The sequence below is a fragment of the Bradyrhizobium sp. CSA207 genome (assembly GCF_029051685.1).
Lineage (GTDB): Bacteria > Pseudomonadota > Alphaproteobacteria > Rhizobiales > Xanthobacteraceae > Bradyrhizobium.
Genome location: NZ_JAACFT010000006.1, coordinates 245,314 through 266,771, shown reverse-complemented (window position 1 = coordinate 266,771; position 21,458 = coordinate 245,314). Strand labels below are relative to the sequence as shown.

Genomic DNA, 21,458 nt, shown 5'->3' with positions numbered 1-21,458 from the left:
AGTTCCCCCTCTTACGGAACTTTTCTTGGTCTGGAGCGTAATCAGCCGTGCGGGGGAACCAGGGCCTCCCCCTCGTTATGCACCAAGGCTGGGCCCGATGAATGGAGTGGGGATGTCCCGTTCACAGCTTGTTGCTGAGCACTTGCCGTTGTTGCGCCGGTATGCACGTGCCCTGACGGGCAGCCAGGCCTCCGGCGACGCCTATGTCGCAGCCATGTTGGAAGCCATGTTGGGAGACCCGTCGGTGCTCGACGAGAGCCGCGGACCGCGGGTCGGCCTATTCCGGCTGTTCACCCAGATCTGGAATTCGGTCTCCGTCAACGATGACGCCGAAGTGGCGACCCTGCCGATGCCGCCGGAGCGGCGGCTGTCGAACATCACGCCGCTGCCGCGGCAGGCGTTCCTGCTGCTGTCGCTCGAGGGATTTTCGGAAGAGGAAGTCGCCTACATCCTCAACACCGACGTCGCCGAGACGCGGCGGCTGGCGGACGCTGCAGGACGCGAGATGGCTGCCGAGATCGCCACCGACGTGCTGATCATAGAGGACGAGACCTTCATCGCCATGGACCTCGAGAGCCTGGTGAAGAACCTCGGGCACAACGTTGTCGGCGTCGCGCGTACCCATGCCGATGCGGTGGCGCTCGCCAAGAACAAGCGGCCCGGCCTGATCCTCGCCGACATCCAGCTTGCGGACGGCTCGTCGGGCCTGGACGCCGTCAACGAATTGCTGCGCACTTTCGAGGTGCCGGTGGTGTTCATCACCGCCTATCCGGAGCGCTTCCTCACCGGCGAGCGGCCGGAGCCTGCGTTCCTGATCTCGAAGCCGTTCCAGCCGGCGATGGTGTCGGCGGTGGCGAGCCAGGCGCTGTTCTTCCAGCGCAACTCGCGCAACCGCGCGCCCAGGGCGCCGGCGGCTTAAGAAGGCGCCGGCGGTGTAACCGCGGCCTGACATTGGCTGATGATAATCCGATCCGGCGTACCGCAAGGTTGCGCCGGATTTTTCCTGTCGTTTTGCCGCGCTTGACGGCCGTTGAATTCGCCGCTCATACCTCGTGCAGCGGCCACGTTGCAGCCGCAGTGCAACCGGAGACGTGTTCATGGACCAGCAACTTCTCGACCGCCTCGCCATCCGCGACCTCGTCGAGAACTGGGCGGTCTGGCGCGATGCCGGCGACTGGGAGCGCTTTGCCACCGTCTGGCACGACGAAGGCTGGATGTCCGCCACCTGGTTTCAGGGGCCGGCACGGGATTTCATCCGTGTCAGCCAGGAGGGGTTCGCCAAGGGCGTGCGCATCCTGCATTTCCTCGGCGGCACCAGCATCGAGATTTCCGGCGAGCGCGCCATCGCCCAGACCAAGATGACGATCTCGCAGCGCGCGCCAGTGCATGACGTGCCCTGCGACGTCGTCTGCACCGGGCGCTTTTATGATTTCCTGGAGAAGCGGCAAGGCCATTGGGGCATCGTTCGCCGCCAGCCGATCTACGAGAAGGACCGGATCGATCCGGTCGATCCCGCCGCAACCCTCCGCCTCGACAGCCAAGCTCTCGCTGCGCTGCCTGAAGGCTACCGCCATCTCGCCTACATGCAGGAGCTGATCGGCTACAAGATCAAGCGCGACATGCCGGGCCTGACCGGGCCTGAGGTCGAGAAGCTCTATGCCGAGGGACGGACGTGGCTGGCGGGGAAGGCGAAATGAACTCCCAAAAAAAGCAGGGCGCGACTGGCATCACCACAGTCGCGCCCTACGTCGCCGGCTTATGGGGCAGGGGGGAATAGCCGGCTGTTGTGACGACTCCCGGGTGCGGGAGTCGTTCCAGGCGGGTGCAAAATATTTTCCGAGGCTCGCGACTTTCTGGCACACGGTTAAGTGATCTTAGCCGTTGAGAACTCCTGGTCCTGTGCTTGCGTTGTTCCCGCGATCGCCATGGGGCGAGGGATCGATTGCCATGTCACAGATTTATAAGGGATTTTTGGGAGCCGTCGCGATTGTCGCGACGCTTGGCGCCGCGCAGCTGGCTTTCGGCCACGATCTCGCCGACCGCTGGCAGGCGGTCGCGGACAAATCCGGCGATGTCGTCAATCGCGCCGGCAAGGCCGACCGGCTCGCCGACCTCAAGCAGGCCCCGGCTCCCACCCGCACCGTCTCGATGCGCCTGAACGATCTCGCCGATACGTCCGTCTTGCTGCGGGTGCCCGCGTCGACCGAGACCGGCAATGCCAAGCCGCCGGTGCTGCTCCCCAACCAGAACCAGAAACAGGGCCGCAACAAGCCGACGATCGCCTGCGAGCCGATGGTCAGCTCCCTGACCGAAGTCGCCAAGCTGCTCCAGCCCGGCCGCTGCTTGACCTGATCCCCGCCGGCCGTGGACAAATCGCCCTTCCCCCCGCCGGGAGGCGATCTATCACGTCCACTTGATCCCCTCTCCCTTCGCGTTATATCCGGGGTTTCTTCCCCTTTCCTTTGACCGGATAGACGCATGACGACGTCAGATACGGCTGCGCATACGCAGCCCTTCCAGGCCGAGGTTTCCGAGCTTTTGCACCTCATGGTGCACTCGGTCTATTCGGAGACCGATATTTTCCTGCGCGAGCTCGTCTCCAACGCGTCGGACGCTTGCGACAAATTGCGCTACGAGGCGATCGCCAATCCGGCGCTGCTGGGTGAGGGCGACGCGCTCAAGATCCGCATCGCCCCGAACAAGGCGGCCTCCACGCTCACGATCGCCGACAACGGCATCGGTATGGAGCGGCAGGAGCTGATCGACCATCTCGGCACCATCGCCCGCTCCGGCACCAAGGCCTTCGTGTCGAAACTGAAGGAGGCCAAAGACGGTCTCGGTCTGATCGGCCAGTTCGGGGTCGGCTTCTATTCCGCCTTCATGGTCGCCGAGAAGATCGTCGTGGTCAGCCGCCGCGCCGGCGAGAGCGACGTTTGGAGCTGGACCTCCTCAGGCGGCTCGGGCTTCGAGATCGCCCGCGCCAGTGAGGAAGAGGCCGCGCACGTGCAGCGCGGTACCGAGATCGTCCTGCACTTGAAGGATGACGCCAAGAAATATCTCGAGACTTATGAGATCGAGCGGATCGTCGGCGCCTATTCCGACAACATCCTCTTCCCCATCGAGCTCGTGCCGGAAGAGGGCGAGCCGCGCCAGATCAATTCGGCGAGCGCGCTGTGGCAGCGTTCGAAATCGGAGCTGACGGCCGAGGACTACAAGAAGGCCTATCAGCAGATCGGCTCCGCCTTCGATGATCCGGCGATGACGCTGCATTATCGCGCCGAGGGCCGCTATTCCTACGCCGTGCTGCTGTTCGCGCCGTCGACAAAGCCGTTCGATTTGTTCGAACCCTCGCGCAAGGGCCGGGTGAAGCTCTACGTCCGGCGCGTCTTCATCACCGACGATGCCGATCTGTTGCCGGGTTACCTGCGCTTCATCCGCGGCGTCGTCGACAGCGAGGATCTCCCGCTCAACATCTCGCGCGAGATGCTTCAGAACAATCCGCAGCTCATGCAGATCCGGAAAGCTGTGGCGACTCGCGTCGTCAACGAGCTCGAAAGCCTCGCCGAGAAGGACCCGGAGAACTTTGCGAAAATCTGGGACGCCTTCGGCGCGGTGCTGAAAGAGGGCATCTACGAGGATTTCGAACGCCGCGAAAAGCTGCTCGCGCTGTCGCGCTTCACCACCACATCGGGCGAGAAGCGTTCACTCAAGGACGTCATCGCCGATTTCAAGCCGAACCAAACCGAAATCTATTATCTCGTCGGCGACAGCATCGAGCGGCTGAAGTCCAATCCCCGGCTCGAGGCGGCGACCGCGCGCGGCATCGAGGTGCTGCTGCTGTCCGATCCGGTCGACGCCTTCTGGACCTCGATGCCGTCGGAGTTCGAGGGCAAGCCGCTGAAGTCGCTGAGCCAGGGCGATCTCAACCTCGACCTGATTCCGCGCGTCGACGAGACCGACGAGGCCAAGAAGGACGAGCCCGTCGCCGACGAAGCCGCCACCATCGCCGTGATCAAGGCCGCGCTCGGTGAGCGCGTCAGCGACGTCAAGGCCTCGACGCGCCTCACTAACTCCGCCTCCTGCCTCGTCGCCGACAGCCAGGGGCCGAGCCGCGAGCTGGAGCGCATCCTGGCGCAGCAGAATCGCGGCAAGCCCACCAAGCCGATCCTGGAGATCAATTTGCGCCATCCGCTGGTGACTGCGATCACCAAGGCGCAAGCCGGCTCCAAGGTGGTCGACGACCTCAGCCTGCTCCTGCTCGAACAGGCGCAGATCCTCGATGGCGAGTTGCCGGAAGACCCCGCCGCTTTTGCTGCGCGGCTGAACCGGCTCGTATTGCAGGGGCTCGGCGGATAGCGGCCCCGTAGACGGCGAAATCATCTCACACTGCGCTCCTTCCCCTTTGCGGGGGAGGAGGTTGCCCAGGAACGGTATCTGTCGTGATGGTCGCGAACAACGCCGAGCGGCTATGTGCGTCACGCGAGCCACACCTCACCTTGCCGTCATCTGTCCTTAGGAACAGTCGCGTGCGCCGAGATGTTGTGCCATATGAACCCGCCGGCATCGACTTCGCCGACGTTACCGATTCGAGGATTTCTTCATGCGCCTGCCGTTCCTGACCCTCACTGCGATCTTCACGCTGCTGGGCGCAGCCGATGCCAGCGCGCAGAGGTACGATCCGGCCTATCCCGTATGCATGCACCGCTACACCGGCGGCGGCGGCGGCTTGGGCGGCGGGGGCGGTGACTACTTTGACTGCACCTTCACCTCGTTGCCGCAATGCCGTGCCACGGCGTCGGGCCTTGCCGCGACCTGCGACCTCAATCCCTATTACGCCTTCAACGAACCGCTGCCGCCCCGCCGGCGTCACAAGAAGGTGCAGCAGTAGCGGTAGGCGATGCGGCTTCCGGAAACAGGTTTGATGCATCGCTCAGTGGGCCTGATGTGACTGCCGGTGCGGTGCTCATGGCCGCGCCGTCTCACTCGCAGACCGTCGATCCCAGCTATCTCGTCTGCATGCACGTCTATTCAGGCTCGAGCGGTGGCGGCGGAGAGTGGTACGACTGCTCCTTCATTTCGCTGCCGCGGTGCCGCGCCGCGGCTTGGGGCCGCGCCGCGACCCGCGATCTCAATCCCTACTATCCCGTGAACGCCCCGCCGCGATCGTCCCCGGGGCGTCGGTCCGCCTTGCCAGCAGATGTCGCGACCTAGTCCTTCTTGATCCCGACAACTCCACCACCTTGCGCCAGCGCTCTGCCTCCGCGGTCAGCACGCCGCCGAACGCGTTGGCGTTGCCGTGCAGCGGGACCGCGCCGAGTTCGGCGATGCGGGGCCAGGCCGCACGCCGTTCCCGTCGGCTTGGTAAAGGATGACGAGAGTTAATCGGGAGCTAACCGAGTTTTACCTTGTCTCTTAACGCCTAGGCAGGACGCACGGAGCTAAACTGCCGGGACCAGCAGACACGTTCCGAAAGAATGAACGGCATGACCACCGGCGTCATCGAACAATCGAAAGCTGTGCGCGCGCCCTCGGCTTCAAAAATCTGGCTGAAGGCGATCGAGCTCACCGCGCGGATCGAGACATTGCCGGGCCGGCTGTTCGCCGACGTCGTCGACGACTGGGCGCGGCGTCAACCCGATCGCGCTGCGCTGGTCACCGACGACGCAAGCCTCGACTATCAAGGCCTGTCGAAGCGCATCAACCGCTATGTGCGCTGGGCGCGCTCGGTCGGCGTCGCCAAGGGCGACACCATCGGCCTGATCATGCCGAACGGCATCGATTACGTCGCGGCCTGGCTCGGCATCAGCCGCGTCGGCGGCGTGGTCGCGCTGATCAATACAAAACTCGTGGGGCAGTCGCTCGCCCATTGCATCGATGTCGCAAAGCCGTCGCACCTCATTGTCGCGCACGGGCTGGACGAGACGCTGGGCAGCGCGTCGCCGCATCTGAAGACGGACGCAAAAATCTGGATCCACGGCGATGCGCGAAGCGAGCGCGCGATCGATGTCGCGCTCGCCGCACTCGACGACGGCCCGCTCGCGCCGGATGAGCATGGCGGCGTCACCATCGACGACCGTGCGCTGCTGATCTACACGTCCGGCACCACGGGCCTGCCCAAGGCCGCCAGCATCAGTCACCGCCGCATCCTCAATTGGGGCTTTTGGTTCGCCGGCCTCACCGGCGCGGCCCCGCAGGACCGGCTCTACGACTGCCTGCCGCTGTTCCATTCGGTCGGCGGCATCGTCGCGCCGTGCAGCATGCTCGCAGCCGGCGGCTCGGTCGTGATCGCGGAAAAATTCTCGGCGTCGAATTTCTGGCATGACGTCGTTCGGCACGATTGCACGCTGTTCCAGTATATCGGCGAACTCTGCCGCTATCTGCTGAAAGCGCCGCCGTCGGAATACGAGAACCGCCACCGCCTGCGGCTCGCCTGCGGCAACGGCCTGCGCGGCGACATCTGGGAGGATTTTCAGGGACGCTTCGCCATTCCCCGCATTCTCGAATTTTACGCCGCGACCGAAGGCAATTTCTCGCTGTTCAACGTCGAGGGCCAGCCCGGCGCGATCGGCCGGGTTCCGCCGCTGCTCGCGCACCGCTTCCCCGCCAGCCTCGTCAGGCTCGATCCCGACACTGGCGCGCCGCTGCGCAATGAAGACGGACTTTGCATTGCCTGCGCGCGCGGCGAGGCCGGCGAGGCCATCGGCCGTATCGGCACGGCGGATCAGGGTGGCGGTCGCTTCGAGGGCTATACCGATGCGGGAGAGACCGAGAAGAAGGTTTTGCGCGACGTCTTCGCCAAGGGTGATTGCTGGTTTCGCACCGGCGACCTGATGCGGCTCGACGACAAGGGCTTCTTCCACTTCGTCGATCGCATCGGCGACACCTTCCGCTGGAAGGGCGAGAACGTCGCGACCTCGGAGGTCAACGACGCCGTGCGCGATTTCACCGGTGTCGTTGACGCCACCACCTATGGCGTCGGCATTCCCGGGACCGACGGCCGGGCCGGCATGAGCGCGATCGTGGTGAACGAGGGCTTTGACATAGCTGCACTGCCTGCGCATCTGGCGCAGCGATTGCCGCCGTATGCGCGGCCGGTCTTCATCCGCATCTCGCACGAGCTCGACGCGACCGAGACGTTCAAGCAGAAGAAGGGCGAGTTGGCACGCGAGGGGCTCGACCCGAACGCGATAACAGATCCGCTGTTCATGGCCGAGCCGAAATCCGGCGCCTATGTCGCGCTGGACGAAGAGACATATGCGCAGATCGTGGACGGCTCGATCAGGCTGTAGCCGCACGAAAATCCGGAGATAGGTCCAATTTTATCCGAATTGTCCAAGAGGCCATTTACTTCTGTCGGGTAAACAAGCGGCCATGGGAGGCGGTCATCAAGAACCGCCGCAACACGACGACAACAGAAGCGAGCCAGCCATGTCGGTAAGGTCTAAGGTTATTGAAGCGATCCAGCAGATCGCCAAAGAACAGCACGTCACGCTTCCTGAGCTTTCGGAAGACCTGTCGCTGCACGAGACGGGCTTCGATTCGCTCGCCTTTGCGATCCTGGTCGCGCGCCTGGAGGACGAGACCGGCGTCGACCCTTTCACCATTTCCGAGGACGCGGCGTTCCCCGCCACTGTGGGCGATTTCGTGCGGGCCTACGAAAATGTCCCCGCGTGAGATCTTTGCGCTCCGCGACCATCTCGGCGCGGAGCTGACGGGCCGCACCCTGTCGGATGCGCACACGAGCGTGTCGCTGACCGATGTCCTGTCGCAGACCGTCCTGGGCGGTCGTCTGCGCGAGCTGTCGGGCCGCGCGGTATTGTTGAAGCTGTCCGATCAGCTCCGGTCGGGCCTTGCCATGATCGAGCTCGACGGCATCGCCCGCCGCATGCTGCTGTGTCCGCCGGATCTCAATCCGGCGCATCTGGACGCGCTGATCGCGGATGCCGGAATCGACGCCGTCGTCACCGACGAGCCGGATCGCTGGACTGACACCGGCGTTCCGCTGGTCGTCACCGCACAATTGCCGCTCGTGCCAACCATTCCCGCTCAGACCGAGCGCGGCACTGAATGGCTGATGCTGACCTCGGGCACGTCGGGTGTGCCGAAGATCGCGGGGCATACGCTGGAAGCGCTCACCGGCGCCATCGTTGCCGAAGGCGCCGCGCGCGGTCCGGCGCCGGTGTGGGCCACGTTCTACGACATTCGTCGCTATGGCGGCCTGCAAATCTTCCTCCGCGCCATTCTCTCCGGCGGCTCGATGGTGCTGTCCGACCCGCATGAGGCGCTCGCCGATCACGTCGCGCGGCTCAATGCGCGCGGCGTTTCGCACATCTCCGGCACGCCCTCGCATTGGCGCAAGCTGTTGATGAGCGGTTCGGCCGCGCACTTCGCTCCGCGTTACGTCCGTCTCTCCGGCGAGATCGCGGACCAGGCGGTGCTCGACGGCTTGAAGGCGGCATTTCCGGGATCGTCGGTCGGCCACGCCTATGCCTCGACCGAGGCCGGCGTCGGCTTCGCCGTCAATGACGGGCTGGAGGGCTTTCCGGCGGACTATCTCGGCAATCGCAACGGCGTCGAGATGAAGGTCGTCGACGGATCGCTCCGCATCCGCTCGAGCCGCACCGCGCACGCCTATATCGGCCGCGACGCGTCCGCGCTCACCGACGATGACGGATTCGTCGACAGCGGTGACATGGTCGAGCTGCGCGGCAACCGCTATTACTTCGTCGGCCGCCGTGGCGGCATCATCAATATCGGCGGGTTGAAGGTTCATCCCGAGGAGATCGAGGCGGTGATCAATCGTCATCCCGACGTACGGATGTCGCGGGCGAAATCGCGGAAGAGCCCGATCACCGGTGGCATCGTGGTTGCCGACGTGATCCTCGCCGACGGCACCGATCCGGGGCGGGCGAAAGAGATCCGCGAGCAGATCGTCCAGCAGTGCCGCGCCCAACTCGCGTCGCACAAGGTGCCGGCGGTAGTCCGTTTCGTCGAAACCCTCGACGTCACCCCGGCCGGCAAATTGGCGCGCACCGATGCATAATGTCCTCGTCACCGGCGGCAGCCGCGGCATCGGTCTTGCGATCGGCAAGCGCCTGGCCGGCGCCGGCTACAACGTGATCGCGGCGGCGCGGCGCGAGAGCGAGGAGCTCAAGGCCGCGATCGCCGAGTCCGAAGGACACCTGCATTTCCGGGCCTGCGATCTCGCTGTGATCGATGCGATCCCGGCTTTTGCGAAGCTCATCCGCGAAGAATTCGGCGCGATCTATGGCCTCGTCAACAATGCCGGCCTTGGCACCGAAGGCCTGCTCGCCACCATGCACAATTCCGAGATCGAGGCGCTGGTCCAGCTCAACGTGCTGTCGCCGATCATTCTCACCAAATACGTCGCGCGGCAGATGATGGCGGACGGTGCGGGCCGCATCGTCAACATCTCGTCCATCATCGCGACGACGGGCTACAACGGCCTGTCCGTTTACGGCGCGACCAAGGCTGCCGCCACCGGCTTCACCCGCTCGCTCGCGCGCGAGGTCGGGAAGCTCGGCGTCACCGTGAACGCGATCGCACCCGGCTTCATCGACACCGAGCTCACGCACAATCTCTCCGACGAGGGACGCAAGCGCATCGCCGGTCGCAGCGCACTGCGCCGTTTGCCGGACATGGACGACGTGGCGCGGATGGTGGAATATCTTTTGGGCGAAGGCGGCCGCAACGTGACCGGCACCGTGTTCACGATCGACGCGGGGAACACGGCGTAATCGGGAACTCCCTCGCCACAATTGAGTTGATCCGCGATAATGTCATTTCCCCGGATTTGGTCGTAAGATGCGCCGCAATCGATTGGGTTACGTCAATCGATCTGCCCCAATCGCCAGGGAGCAGCCCATGAAGATGTCAAGCATGACCGCTTCGAACGTGATCGCCAATCGCGGCCGGATCGAGCAATCCGCCGCGAAACCGGCCGACGTACACTGCCCGCCGATGACGCATCAGAATTCCGGCGATCATGGCCATGAGATGTATCCGCAGCAATTCGTGCGGCTCGTGGGGTGCCACGCTGTATCGGCGCCTTCGCTGGGCAAGCGTCAGGACGAGAAGCTGCACTAACGCGTATCGGCGCTCACGGTTCGTGCTTCGGCAGATCAATCCGTTCGTGTGAAAACTCCGCCGGTCCCTCGGTGAGGCGGCGAATACGGCGCTCGCGTTCGCCCGGCGGCAATGCGGGATCGAGCAGCCGGTCGATCTCGTGCACAGCGATCTCTTCGAGCCTGGTGGCGTCCGATGCGGTCGCCGTGTGGGGTGCCGCGGATGCCGCGGGCGCCACTCTCAACCCCATTTCGACCAGCTTGCAGATAGCATCCGAACGGGTCAAATGATGCGCTTCGGCCCAGGCGTCGACGGCCGAGGTCAATTCTTCGGGCATCTTCACCGCGCTGACGGCATCGAGCCCCGTGCGCCGGCGCACCGGGGAGCCAGAATCCTTGTTGCCGAAGTCAGACACCTCGATCATCCCGCTAGAGGTCTAAGTGATCCAATCGTAGTAGCGATCGGCGGGCAACTGTTTGATGCCGATCAATGACGAAGTGCGGCAATGCGGCGCGGCGTGATCTTGTTGTCCGCCTCCATTTCAGCCAATGATCGGGACTACGAGGGCGCGCCGGCCGATGAACCCGGATCGACCCTGCCACGTATCTGTTTCGGACGCGCTTCCCAATGATCCGGCATCATCCGATGACCCCAGGCGAAACCTTCTACGGCGCTATTCCCGTCTTCCACGGCTTCACCAGCCTGATGGATCCCAAGCTCTATTCGCCGCTGCCTGACGACTGGACCATCGGTGTCGCCGACATCGTTGATTCCACCAAGGCGATCGCGGCGCACCGCTACAAGGCGGTCAACATGGCGGGCGCCGCAGTGATCGCGGCGGTGACGAATGCACTGGAAGGGCGGGAATTCCCGTTCGTGTTCGGCGGCGACGGCGCGAGCTTTGCGGTCGCGCCCGGCGATCTCGACCCTGCCCGCGAAGCGCTGGCCGCGACCGCAACGTGGGTGCGGGGGGATCTCGACCTGAAGATGCGCGTCGCGCTGGTGCCGGTCAGCGCCATTCGCGCGCAGGGCCTCGACGTGCGCGTCGCGCGCTTCGGTCCGTCGGCCAACCTGTCCTATGCGATGTTCTCCGGCGGCGGACTGGGCTGGGCCGATGCGGCGATGAAGCGCGGCGAGTTCGCGGTCACCGAGGCGCCCGCTGGCACGCAGCCTGATCTCTCCGGGCTATCCTGCCGCTTCGAGGAAATTCCCGCCTCGCGCGGATTGATCCTGTCGGTGCTGGTGGTGCCGGCGCGCGGCGCCGAGGCGCAAGCGTTCCGGAAGGTGATCGAAGATGTCATTGATCTCGTCGAGCGCAGTCCCGATGCCGGCCGGCCGGTGCCGTCGCAGGGGCCGCCGCTCAAATGGCCGCCGCAGGGGCTGGAATACGAGGCGCGGGCGAAGCGGGGCGGCTCGCTGTTGCAGCGACGAATCGGCGTGCTGTTCTACACGTTGTTCGTCTATCTCATCGTGCGCTTCGACATCAAGATCGGTGGCTTCGTACCGAAGCTCTATACGCGGCAGGTGGTCGAAAATTCCGACTTCCGCAAATATGACGACGGCCTGCGCATGATCCTGGACTGCACCCCCGAACTCGCGCGTGCGTTGAGCGATCGCCTCGCGGCAGCAGCGCGCGACGGCATCGTGCGCTACGGCCTCTACCAGCAGGACGCAGCGATGATGACCTGCTTCACGCCCTCGGCGTTGCGCAGCGATCACGTGCACTTCATCGACGGCGCGCGAGGCGGTTACGCGTCGGCGGCGACGGCGCTGAAGGCAATGATGGCGAGCTAACGTCCCGCGCGCGTCCAGGTTTCGCCGCCGCAGAGCGCGCCGACGCAGCCTTCGACGCGCAGCGAATCCGCGCCCGCGACGGTGATGCTGCTCGCATAGGTGCTGCCGTCGTCGGCATTGTAGATCTGGCCGGACCATTTGTTCGGGCCCGTGGGCTGCATGCCGCTGAACAGCGGCAATCCGATCATCGGACGCCTGGCGAGCGCGGGATTGGGGTTTTTGCTGTCGGTCGCCGGCTGGCCGGTCGCAGTGTCGTGAGGCTCCCTCAGCCAGACGATGACGCCGCAGATGCCGCTGCCGCACTTGCCGATCTTCACGCGCGCATCGCCCGCCTGGGTCAGCCAGATGCCACTCGCGTCGGCGCTCTGGGCATAAGCGGGTGCGCCGGACAGCGCAGCCAGAAAAACGGTCAGGACGGCGAATCTGAATGTCATGGAGAGAGCCCCGGAATGGAGGCGCCTCCATAGCAGCCCATCAGGATAGTGCAACGCCCGATTGAATCACATTTCTGCGCTCATTTGCCCCAGCGCACGAAGGCGACCGAGGCTGCGGTCGAGAGCCCAAACGCGACCATGGCGCCGCCGACCAGCGCGAACAACGTCCATGCCGGCGCCTGCACCATGACGAGGCCGGCGCCGCCGATCGCCACGATCAGAAGTCGCGCGGTCGAGGCGAGCACGGGGCCGCCGACGCGCGCCGCGCCTTGCGACGAGAAATACAGCGAGACGCCGATGCCGAAGAACACGAAGGCCGGGCCGGCCCAATGGAAATAGCTGCGTGCGGCGGCGGTGACGCCGGGGTCCCGGGTAAAGAGCGATACCCACAGCGACGGATCGATTGCGACGAGAAGGCCGACCAGACCGACAGTGAGGCCGGAGGCGGCAGCCGCAGTCCAGGCGACTCGCCGTGCGCGCTGCAGGTGCCCAGCACCGATCGCCATGCCGACCATCGGCACCGAGGCGATGCCGAACGCGAAAGTGATCGGGATCAGCAGAAATTCCAGCCGCGAGCCGATGCCATAGCCGGCCAGCACCTCGGTGCCGAAGGTCGCCAGGATCTTGGTGAAGATCAGGATCGTGAGCACGGTCTGGAGCGGCGACAGGCAGGCGACCGCGCCGACCTTGAGAATGTCGAAAAACATTGCGCGCTCGAAATGGAAGGCGCGGACATTCAGCGGCAACCGGCTGCGGCCGGACAGCAGATACCAGAGCAAGAAGACTGCGGCGCCGCTGAACGCAACCAGCTGGCCGGCGGCGACCCCAGGCATGCCGAATTGCGGCACGCCGAACAGGCCGAGCCCCAGCGTGCCGCCGAGCGCGACTTGCACCAGGCTTGCCCCGATCAGCGTCATCGAGGGCAGGCGCATGTCGCCGGTGCCGCGGATCACCGAGGCGAGCGTGTTGACGAGCCAGATCGCGATCGCGCCGGAGAACAGCACCTGGGAATAGCCGCAGGCTTCCTCGAGCACGCGTTCGCGGCCGCCGAGCAGCGCGAAGAAGCTGCGGCCGAAGGGAAGCATCATCGCGGTGAAGAACAGCCCGCCGCAGAGGCCGATGATGGCGGCATGCAGCGCCAGCGTCGCGGCGCCGTCGCGATGTCCCGCGCCGAGTGCGCGGCTGATTGCAGACGAGACGCCGCCGCCCATCGCGCCGGCGCTCATCATTTGCGTCAGCATCGCGAACGGAAACACCAGCGCGATTGCGGCGAGCGGGACAGTGCCGAGCCGGCCGATATAGGAGGTCTCGGCGATCGCAACCAGCGTGCTGCCGACCATCGCGATCATGTTGGGGAGCGCCAGCCGCAGCAGCGTCGGCAGGATCGGCGCCGTCAGCAGGCTGGCGATGGGGGAGGCGACCGGTGCACGCGGCGGCGCGGCGTCAAGGGAGGCGTCGATCGTCATGTGTCACCGGGCGGAAAATTAAATGATGATCGACATATTATAGGGCGAGCCGCGCCGGCACAGCCCCGCCGTCACGCAGGGCTCACCACGGCAGGCCGCATAGGTCGATAGTGCCGAGGCGCGGTGCGCGGACGATGTCGAACACGAAGGGGGCCATTAGATCGAACCGGATCCGCCCCTCCGGCTGCTCGCAATAGACATCGCCGGTGAAGGCGCGCCAATTGCGAGCCTCGTAGAACGCCACATTGTGCGGCTCGCAGACTAGCAGGGCGAAGCGGACCGCCTCGTTGGCGCGCATGGTGTGCACCGCCGCGTCGATCGCCATGGTCGCATAGCCGCGTCCGCGCTGATCCTCGCGCGTGCACACGCCGCCGATACCACCGACATGTACCTTGCCGCCGTTCCAGGTGATGGTGCGGAAGTAGACGCCGACATGGCAAACGAGGCCGTCCTCGGGCGTCTCGATCAGCACGCGCAGATCGGCATTGGCCCATTTGACGTGACCCCAGGGCAGCTTTTCGACGATGTGGGGGCCGAACACCGCCTGATGCAGCGGTTCGGCGATCGGCCACGAGGCGTCGCCGTTCAAGATGTCGATCTCGATGCTCATTGCTTTCTCTTTTGCATCTCGGCTACCGGGGGGATTCGATCTGCCATAAGCGCTTCAAAGGCAATGATATTTTACGGCGAGCCGCCACTCCGGATTGGATGTTCAATTGATGCGACGATTTTGTGCAATCCGGCCACGTGAGCGCATCACCCGTTTGCGCAAATTGGCGGTATTTAATGGCCGCGGAACCTTCTATAAGGGGTGACCGTTAAGCTACGTTCCCCACCAGTTGCGGACAAGAACCCATGACATTCACGCTGCCCCCTCTTCCTTACGCCTATGACGCCCTCGGGCAATTCATGTCGAAGGAAACGCTGGAATTCCACCACGACAAGCACCATCAGGCCTACGTCACCAACGGCAACAACGCGCTCAAGGGGACCGAATGGGAAGGCAAGTCCCTTGAGGAGATCGTCAAGGGCTCGTTCGGCAAGAACCCCGCCGTGTTCAACAATGCCGGCCAGCACTACAACCACATCCACTTCTGGAGCTGGATGAAGCCCAATGGCGGCGGCACCAAGCTGCCGGGCAAGCTCGAGAAGAAGATCAACGAGGACCTCGGCGGCTTCGAGAAGTTCAAGACGGACTTCCAGGCGGCCGGCGTCGGCCAGTTCGGTTCCGGCTGGTGCTGGCTCCAGGTCAAGAACGGCAAGCTCGAGATCTCCAAGACCCCGAACGGCGAGAATCCGCTGGTGCACGGCGCCACCCCGATCCTCGGCTGCGACGTCTGGGAGCACTCCTACTACATCGACTATCGCAACCGCCGTCCGGACTATCTGAAGGCGTTCGTCGAGAACCTCGTGAACTGGGAATACGTCGAGTCCCTGTTCGACAAGGCCTGAGTGATCCACTCGATCATTCCGGGTTCGATGCATCGCACCGTCCGGAATGCCAGTGAAAGGCATCGAAAAGGCGGTCGCATGCGCGGCCGCCTTTTTGCTGCGCATTCTCCAGCCCCTGCACAGCCCTGCGCAAAGCGCGCATGGGCCCTGTCATGGTTTCGTTTGCATCGGGGGCAGGGTCTCCTTAATCAGGATTGGCATCCCTTCCCTCCGATCCAAGCCCCGTTGTCAGAACCTTCTTCGAAAGACCCGGCGCCTGCCGCGGACGCCGAGTCCGAGCCGCGGCCTGGGCGCGTCCGCAAACCGATCGGCTGGTCGACGCTGGTCATCGCCGCGTTGGTTGCGCTCAGTGCGGCGCTGGTCTGGCGGCGCGACGGCACCGACGGTGTGCTGGAGATCCTCACCCACGATCTGTCGCTGTTCGGCGGCATCCTGCCGCGCGTGCTGGCGGGCTGCCTGCTCGGCGCATTCATCTCGGAAATCCTGCCGCACGAGAAAGTCTCGCGCTCGCTCGGGCCGAAGTCCGGGCTGAAGGGGCTTTTGATCGGCACCGCCTTCGGCGCGATCCTGCCCGGTGGGCCCTTCACCGCCTATCCCGTGGCGAGTGCGCTGCTGGCGGTCGGCGCCGATTTCGGCGCCACCATTGCCATGGTCGTGAGCTGGACCCTGATCGGTTATGGCCGCGCGGTGGCGTGGGAAATCCCGATCATGGGCACCGATTTCACCCTGTGGCGCATCGTCATCTCGCTGCCGCTGCCGGTGCTCGCCGGCGCGCTCGGCCGTTTTGTGTATGTCCGGATGTATCCGAAGCCGGTCACGAAGGACGACGAGACGTGAGTGCGGCGCTTCTCATCGATATCCTGCTGTGGGGCTCGGTCTTCGGCGTCGGCCTGATCGCCTTTCGCCGCGGCCCTCCAGTGTTCAATGCCTCGCTGCGCGAAGGCTCGATGGACTTCATCAACATCGTGCCGCGGATTGCGTTGGGAGTGATCGGCTCCGGCTATATCGCCGCCATCATCCCGCAGGAGGTGATCACCGGCTGGCTGGGGCCGGATAGCGGCTGGCTCGGGGTCGCCACCGCCGTGGTCGCCGGCGCCGCCACGCCAGGCGGTCCCGTGATCGGCTTTTCCATCGGCACGGTGGCGCTGAAATCCGGCGGCGGGGTGCCGCAGGTGGTCGCCTATGTCGTTGCCTGGGCGCTGTTCGCCTTCCAGCGGGTGATCTTGTGGGAAATCCCGTTCATGCCGGCCCGTTTCGTCTGGTTCCGCTGTGCGGTTTCGGTGCCGTTCCCGTTCGTCGCCGCCGCCATCGCCATGGTGATCGGCAAGCCCTGAGCTGGGCGTGGACAGGCGTAATGTTATAATATAACATCTTCAAATGGTTCCCGCCGCGTCCCACGCCCACCATCACGACCATTCCGACGCCCACTCGCATGGGCACGACCACGTGCATGCTCATGTCCACAGTGCGACCTCTCCGCATCCGGCCCAGGCGGCGCCCTGGTCGATCCTGCGCATGACCATGGCCACGCGCCTTTCGGCCGCGATCGCGGTCTGCGCGGTGCTGTGGGGCATCGTCTGGCTGGCGATGAGGTGATCCATGGCGGCACTGCATTTCCACAACGTCACGCTCGGCTATGACCGGCATCCGGCCGTGCATCATCTCAATGGCGAGGTCGCGCCGGGCGCGCTGGTGGCCGTGATCGGCCCGAACGGCGCCGGCAAGTCGACGCTGCTGCGCGGCATCGTCGGCATCCTCAAGCCGCTCGACGGCAGCATCCATCTCGGCGAACTCGACTCCCGCGATATCGCCTATCTGCCGCAGAGCGCGGAGATCGACCGCAGCTTTCCAATCTCGGTGTTCGATTTCGTCGCCACCGGACTGTGGCGCGCGACCGGCCTGTTCGGCGGCATCGGCAAGGCCGCACGCGACAAGATCTTGCATGCGATTGCGGGCGTCGGGCTCAACGGTTTCGAGAATCGTCCGATCGGCACGCTCTCCGGCGGGCAGACGCAGCGCGTGCTGTTCGCGCGCGTTCTGCTCCAGGACGCGAGCCTGATCGTGCTCGACGAGCCCTTCAACGCCATCGACAGCAAGACCACGATCGATCTGCTCGCGCTGGTGAAGCACTGGCATGGCGAAGGCCGCACCGTGTTGGCCGCGCTGCACGATCTGGACATGGTGCGCACGCATTTCAGCGAGACGCTGGTGCTAGCGCGCGGGCCGGTGGCATGGGGCCCGACGGCGGAAGTTCTGACGCCGGAAAACCTGATGGTCGCGATGCGGATGTGCGAAGCGTTCGACGACAGCGCCGCGGCCTGCGCCGCCGATGATGCCCGCTCGCGAGCGGCGTGACATCTGATGTTCTATGACGCGTTGATCGGCCCGTTCACCGAATTCGAGTTCATGCGGCGTGCGCTCGCCGCCGTGATCGCGCTGTCGCTCGCGGGCGCGCCGATCGGCGTGTTCCTGATGCTCCGGCGGATGAGCCTTGTCGGCGACGCCATGGCGCACGCGATCCTCCCGGGCGCGGCCGTGGGTTTCCTGCTCTCCGGCCTCAATCTGTTCGCGATGACGGCCGGTGGCCTGATCGCCGGTTTTGCGGTCGCGATCCTCGCCGGCGTGGTTTCGCGCTCGACCGGGCTGAAGGAGGACGCCTCACTTGCAACCTTCTATCTGGCGTCACTCGCGCTGGGCGTCACCATCGTCTCGATCAAGGGTACAAACATCGACCTGCTGCACGTGCTATTCGGCAACATCCTGGCGATGGACGACCAGACGCTGCTGGTGGTCGCCTTCAACGCCACGGTCACGCTGCTGGTACTGGCCGTGATTTACCGCCCGCTGGTGATCGAGAGCGTCGATCCCCTGTTTCTGCGCACCGTCAGCCGGGCCGGAGGACCTGCGCATCTCGCCTTCCTCGCGCTCGTCGTCGTCAACCTCGTCAATGGCTTTCAGGCACTCGGCACCTTGCTAGCGGTCGGCCTGATGATCCTGCCGGCCGGCATTGCGCGTTTCTGGTCGCGTGATCTGACGGCGATGATCTGCATCGCCGTGATCGTCGCCGCTGTGTCCGGCTATGCAGGCCTCGTGCTGTCATTCCAGACACGCGTGCCGTCCGGGCCTGCGATCATTCTGGTGGCGAGCGGGCTCTACATCGTCTCCGTCCTGTTCGGCCGTGTCGGCGGCGTTATCAGGCAGCTGTTTCCCGGCCGGCATCTGGAAGCGTGACGGCAATGCGACGTGTCCTGCTTTGTGTGCTCTTGCTGATCGCCTCGCCGCTGCACGCCGCCGAGCGACTCAACGTGGTCGCCAGCTTCTCGATCCTTGCCGATTTGGTCCGCAATGTCGGCGGTGACCGCATCAGCCTCACGACGCTGGTTGGCGCCGACAGCGACGTCCACGTCTACACGCCTGCGCCTGGGGACGCGAAGCGGATCGCGGATGCAAAGCTCGTCATCGTCAACGGGCTTGGTCTCGAAGGCTGGCTGCCGCGGCTGGTGCAATCCTCGGGCAGCAAGGCAAGGGTCGTCACCGCAAGCGCCGGCATTACGCCCCTGAAACTCGGCACGGCCGCAGATCCCCATGCCTGGCAGTCGGTCCCCAACGCCAAGGCCTATGTCACCAACATCGCCACTGCGCTGGCCACCACCGATCCGAACGATGCGGACTTCTTCCGTGCCGAGGCAAAAGCCTATCTGGAAAAGCTCGAAACGCTCGACCGCGAGGTGCGTGAGGCGGTGGCAAAAATACCGCCGGAGCGGCGCAAGGTGATCTCCACCCACAACGCCTTCGGCTATTTCGCTGCCGAATATGGCATCCAGTTCATCGCGCCGTTGGGTGTCTCCACCGAAACCGAGCCCAGCGCCCGCGATATCGCGGCCATCATCGGCCAGATCAAGGCCCAAAAAATCCCGGCGGTATTCCTGGAGAACATCAGCGACGACCGGCTGATCCGCCGGATCGCCGCCGAGACCGGGGCAAAGGTCGGCGGGACCCTGATTTCGGACGGTTTGACCGGCGAAAAGGGGCCCGCACCCACTTACATTGACATGGTCAGGCACAATATAAAGGCGCTGACCAGCGCGCTTGACCAATAGGGCAGGGGCCACCCGCCTCGCGTCGCGCAAAAGCCCGAAGTCCGGAGTTGTTATGTCTGAAGCGACCTCTCAAAAAATTCCTGTGACCGTGCTGACCGGCTATCTCGGTGCCGGCAAGACGACGCTGCTCAACCGCATCCTGTCGGAAAACCACGGCAAGAAGTACGCCGTCATCGTCAACGAATTCGGCGAGATCGGCATCGACAACGACCTCATCATCGGCGCCGATGAGGAAGTGTTCGAGATGAACAATGGCTGCATCTGCTGCACCGTGCGCGGCGACCTCGTGCGCATCATGGACGGGCTGATGAAGCGCAAGGGCAAGTTCGACGCCATCATCGTCGAGACCACGGGCCTTGCCGATCCGGCGCCGGTGGCCCAGACCTTCTTCGTCGACGAAGACGTGCAGAAGAATGCCCGGCTCGATGCGGTCGTCACGGTCGCCGACGCCAAATGGCTGTCCGACCGGCTCAAGGACGCGCCCGAGGCCAAGAACCAGATCGCCTTCGCTGACGTCATCGTGCTGAACAAGACCGATCTCGTCACCAAGGGGGAGCTTGCCGAGGTCGAGGCCCGCATCCGCGCGATCAACCCCTATGCAAAGCTGCACCGCACCGAGCGCTGCTCGGTGGCTTTGGCCGACGTGCTCGATCGCGGCGCCTTCGACCTCGACCGCATTCTCGACATCGAGCCGGACTTCCTCAATGCCGACGATCATGACCACGACCATGATCATCACCATCACGGCCACGACCATCATCATCATCACGGCCACGGCCTGAAGCACTATCACGACGAGGACATGCAGTCGCTGTCGCTCAAGAGCGACAAGCCGCTCGATCCGAACGTGTTCATGCCCTGGCTCCAGAACCTGGTGCAGGTCGAGGGCGGCAAGATCCTGCGCTCCAAGGGCATCCTCGCCTTCCACGACGATGACGACCGCTACGTCTTCCAGGGCGTCCACATGATGCTGGAGGGCAATCACCAGCGGAAATGGCAGGACGGCGAGCCGCGCGAAAGCCGCCTCGTCTTCATCGGCCGCGAATTGCCGGAAGAGGCTATTCGCACGGGCTTCGAGAGCTGCATCGTCTCGTGATGAAAGAGTTTGCGCCGGCTCCCGATTCAGCCTCGATCGTTTCCGTCACCGACAGCGTCAAGCCGGTCGCGCTCGGGATGGGCGTGATTTCAGCCCATTTCCTTGGCCACCGCGCCGCCTTTGTCGGCGGCGAGGAGAACGTCGCGCTGGTCGATAGCCAGGGCGAGATCAGCAAGGTCGCCGTGCATAGCGGCGGCATTCTCTCGGCTGCGTGCGACGGCAAGCGCCTCGTCATGGGCGGCGACGACGGCAAGGTTGTTGCGCTCGATGCCAAGGGCGAAGTGACGCTGCTTGCCACCGACCCCAAGCGGCGCTGGATCGATGCGGTGGCGCTGCATGCCGACGGCGCCTTCGCCTGGTCGGCCGGGAAGTTCGCCTTCGTCAAGAGCGGCAAGCAGGAGGAGAAATCGATCGAGGTGCCCTCGACCGTCGGCGGGCTTGCGTTCGCGCCGAAGGGCCTGCGGCTCGCGATCGCGCATTACAACGGCGCGACGCTGTGGTTTCCGAACATGGCGGCCACCGCCGAATTCCTGCCCTGGGCCGGCTCGCATCTCGGCGTCACCTTCAGCCCGGACAACAAATTCCTGGTCACCACCATGCATGAGGCGGCGCTGCACGGCTGGCGGCTTGCCGACAACCGTCATATGCGCATGACCGGCTATCCCGGCCGCGTCCGCTCGATGTCCTGGAGCGCGGGCGGCAAGGCGCTGGCGACCTCGGGCGCCGACGCCGTCATCCTGTGGCCGTTCGCCAGCAAGGACGGTCCGATGGGCAAGGAGCCCGCGATGCTCGCGCCGCTCCAGGCGCGCGTCTCGGTGGTTGCCTGCCACCCCAGGAACGACATCTTCGCCGCCGGCTACAGCGACGGCACTGTGCTGATGGTGCGGCTGGAGGACGGCGCCGAGATCCTGGTCCGCCGCAACGGCACGCCGCCCGTGGCCGCGCTCGCCTGGAACGCCAAGGGCACGCTGCTGGCGTTCGCGGATGAAGATGGGGACGGCGGCCTACTTGAGCTTTAATCTGTCATCGT

The 21,458-nt window shown here is 64.8% G+C and carries 25 protein-coding genes; 21 read left to right on the top strand and 4 right to left on the bottom strand.

Annotated features, from left to right (window positions below):
- The first annotated feature begins 112 nt into the window (after positions 1–112).
- The 11 genes from GWG65_RS09130 to GWG65_RS09080 all read left to right on the top strand — a co-directional run bounded on the left by GWG65_RS09130 (position 113) and on the right by GWG65_RS09080 (position 10,107).
- Positions 113–919, top strand: a complete 807-nt coding sequence (locus tag GWG65_RS09130; protein WP_275195097.1) for a response regulator — start codon at positions 113–115, stop codon at positions 917–919.
- Positions 920–1,097: 178 nt separating this feature from the next.
- Positions 1,098–1,697 carry a nuclear transport factor 2 family protein gene (locus GWG65_RS09125; RefSeq protein ID WP_275195096.1) on the top strand — a complete coding sequence of 200 codons (600 nt, stop codon included), beginning with the start codon at positions 1,098–1,100 and terminating at the stop codon, positions 1,695–1,697.
- A gap of 250 nt (positions 1,698–1,947) precedes the next feature.
- Positions 1,948–2,352, top strand: a complete 405-nt coding sequence (locus tag GWG65_RS09120) for a hypothetical protein (RefSeq protein ID WP_247387305.1) — start codon at positions 1,948–1,950, stop codon at positions 2,350–2,352.
- Positions 2,353–2,478: 126 nt separating this feature from the next.
- Positions 2,479–4,356 (top strand): molecular chaperone HtpG, encoded by a 1,878-nt coding sequence (htpG, locus tag GWG65_RS09115; protein WP_275195095.1) that lies wholly within the window; start codon positions 2,479–2,481, stop codon positions 4,354–4,356.
- A 244-nt stretch (positions 4,357–4,600) separates the two neighbouring features.
- Positions 4,601–4,888 (top strand): DUF3551 domain-containing protein, encoded by a 288-nt coding sequence (locus GWG65_RS09110; protein WP_275195094.1) that lies wholly within the window; start codon positions 4,601–4,603, stop codon positions 4,886–4,888.
- Positions 4,889–4,965: 77 nt separating this feature from the next.
- Positions 4,966–5,211, top strand: a complete 246-nt coding sequence (locus tag GWG65_RS09105; RefSeq protein ID WP_342760633.1) for a hypothetical protein — start codon at positions 4,966–4,968, stop codon at positions 5,209–5,211.
- 263 nt (positions 5,212–5,474) lie between these two features.
- Positions 5,475–7,289 carry a long-chain-acyl-CoA synthetase gene (locus GWG65_RS09100; protein ID WP_275195091.1) on the top strand — a complete coding sequence of 605 codons (1,815 nt, stop codon included), beginning with the start codon at positions 5,475–5,477 and terminating at the stop codon, positions 7,287–7,289.
- Between the two features lie 139 nt (positions 7,290–7,428).
- Positions 7,429–7,674 (top strand): acyl carrier protein, encoded by a 246-nt coding sequence (locus GWG65_RS09095; RefSeq protein WP_275195141.1) that lies wholly within the window; start codon positions 7,429–7,431, stop codon positions 7,672–7,674.
- The gene (locus tag GWG65_RS09090) at positions 7,661–9,043 is read left to right on the top strand and encodes a fatty acid--CoA ligase family protein (RefSeq protein ID WP_275195090.1); all 1,383 of its coding nucleotides are present in this window, start codon (positions 7,661–7,663) and stop codon (positions 9,041–9,043) included. Before GWG65_RS09095 ends, GWG65_RS09090 begins: the two co-directional genes overlap by 14 nt.
- Positions 9,036–9,758: an SDR family NAD(P)-dependent oxidoreductase gene (locus GWG65_RS09085; protein WP_275195089.1), complete on the top strand. Its 723-nt coding sequence runs from the start codon at positions 9,036–9,038 to the stop codon at positions 9,756–9,758. Before GWG65_RS09090 ends, GWG65_RS09085 begins: the two co-directional genes overlap by 8 nt.
- A gap of 127 nt (positions 9,759–9,885) precedes the next feature.
- On the top strand, positions 9,886–10,107 hold the full coding sequence (locus GWG65_RS09080; protein WP_247386796.1) for a hypothetical protein: 222 nt from the start codon (positions 9,886–9,888) through the stop codon (positions 10,105–10,107).
- 13 nt (positions 10,108–10,120) lie between these two features.
- On the opposite strand, the gene GWG65_RS09075 is transcribed toward GWG65_RS09080, so the two are convergent.
- The gene (locus tag GWG65_RS09075) at positions 10,121–10,510 is read right to left on the bottom strand and encodes a hypothetical protein (protein ID WP_275195087.1); all 390 of its coding nucleotides are present in this window, start codon (positions 10,508–10,510) and stop codon (positions 10,121–10,123) included.
- A gap of 221 nt (positions 10,511–10,731) precedes the next feature.
- On the opposite strand from GWG65_RS09075, the gene GWG65_RS09070 reads away from it, so the two are divergent.
- Entirely contained in the window at positions 10,732–11,880 is a 1,149-nt protein-coding gene (locus GWG65_RS09070) for a DUF3095 domain-containing protein (RefSeq protein WP_275195086.1), read from the top strand.
- Here GWG65_RS09070 and GWG65_RS09065 read toward each other — a convergent pair.
- From GWG65_RS09065 to GWG65_RS09055, 3 genes are all read right to left on the bottom strand, one after another.
- Positions 11,877–12,314 (bottom strand): DUF2147 domain-containing protein, encoded by a 438-nt coding sequence (locus GWG65_RS09065; RefSeq protein ID WP_275195085.1) that lies wholly within the window; start codon positions 12,312–12,314, stop codon positions 11,877–11,879. The two genes, GWG65_RS09070 and GWG65_RS09065, sit on opposite strands and share 4 nt — an antisense overlap.
- Positions 12,315–12,394: 80 nt before the next feature.
- Positions 12,395–13,780: an MATE family efflux transporter gene (locus GWG65_RS09060; protein ID WP_275195084.1), complete on the bottom strand. Its 1,386-nt coding sequence runs from the start codon at positions 13,778–13,780 to the stop codon at positions 12,395–12,397.
- 82 nt (positions 13,781–13,862) lie between these two features.
- Positions 13,863–14,390 (bottom strand): GNAT family N-acetyltransferase, encoded by a 528-nt coding sequence (locus tag GWG65_RS09055; RefSeq protein ID WP_275195083.1) that lies wholly within the window; start codon positions 14,388–14,390, stop codon positions 13,863–13,865.
- Positions 14,391–14,635: 245 nt separating this feature from the next.
- Here GWG65_RS09055 and GWG65_RS09050 point away from each other — a divergent pair, with 245 nt between their 5' ends.
- The 9 genes from GWG65_RS09050 (at position 14,636) to GWG65_RS09010 (ending at position 21,447) form a co-directional block, all read left to right on the top strand.
- Entirely contained in the window at positions 14,636–15,232 is a 597-nt protein-coding gene (locus GWG65_RS09050; protein WP_014491764.1) for a superoxide dismutase, read from the top strand.
- A 225-nt stretch (positions 15,233–15,457) separates the two neighbouring features.
- The gene (locus tag GWG65_RS09045) at positions 15,458–16,069 is read left to right on the top strand and encodes a permease (protein WP_275195077.1); all 612 of its coding nucleotides are present in this window, start codon (positions 15,458–15,460) and stop codon (positions 16,067–16,069) included.
- Positions 16,066–16,566, top strand: a complete 501-nt coding sequence (locus GWG65_RS09040) for a hypothetical protein (RefSeq protein WP_275195076.1) — start codon at positions 16,066–16,068, stop codon at positions 16,564–16,566. The genes GWG65_RS09045 and GWG65_RS09040 overlap by 4 nt, the downstream gene beginning before the upstream one ends.
- Positions 16,567–16,609: 43 nt before the next feature.
- Complete coding sequence (locus tag GWG65_RS09035; protein ID WP_275195075.1) at positions 16,610–16,828, top strand: hypothetical protein; 219 nt, start codon at positions 16,610–16,612, stop codon at positions 16,826–16,828.
- A gap of 3 nt (positions 16,829–16,831) precedes the next feature.
- The gene (locus GWG65_RS09030) at positions 16,832–17,587 is read left to right on the top strand and encodes an ABC transporter ATP-binding protein (protein WP_275195073.1); all 756 of its coding nucleotides are present in this window, start codon (positions 16,832–16,834) and stop codon (positions 17,585–17,587) included.
- A 6-nt stretch (positions 17,588–17,593) separates the two neighbouring features.
- Entirely contained in the window at positions 17,594–18,463 is an 870-nt protein-coding gene (locus GWG65_RS09025; RefSeq protein WP_275195072.1) for a metal ABC transporter permease, read from the top strand.
- A 5-nt stretch (positions 18,464–18,468) separates the two neighbouring features.
- Positions 18,469–19,332: a metal ABC transporter substrate-binding protein gene (locus GWG65_RS09020; RefSeq protein ID WP_275195070.1), complete on the top strand. Its 864-nt coding sequence runs from the start codon at positions 18,469–18,471 to the stop codon at positions 19,330–19,332.
- A 52-nt stretch (positions 19,333–19,384) separates the two neighbouring features.
- A complete protein-coding gene (locus GWG65_RS09015) occupies positions 19,385–20,428 on the top strand; it encodes a GTP-binding protein (RefSeq protein ID WP_275195069.1) in 1,044 nt (347 codons plus the stop codon).
- A complete protein-coding gene (locus GWG65_RS09010) occupies positions 20,428–21,447 on the top strand; it encodes a WD40 repeat domain-containing protein (protein ID WP_275195068.1) in 1,020 nt (339 codons plus the stop codon). Before GWG65_RS09015 ends, GWG65_RS09010 begins: the two co-directional genes overlap by 1 nt.
- Positions 21,448–21,458 lie beyond the last annotated feature (11 nt).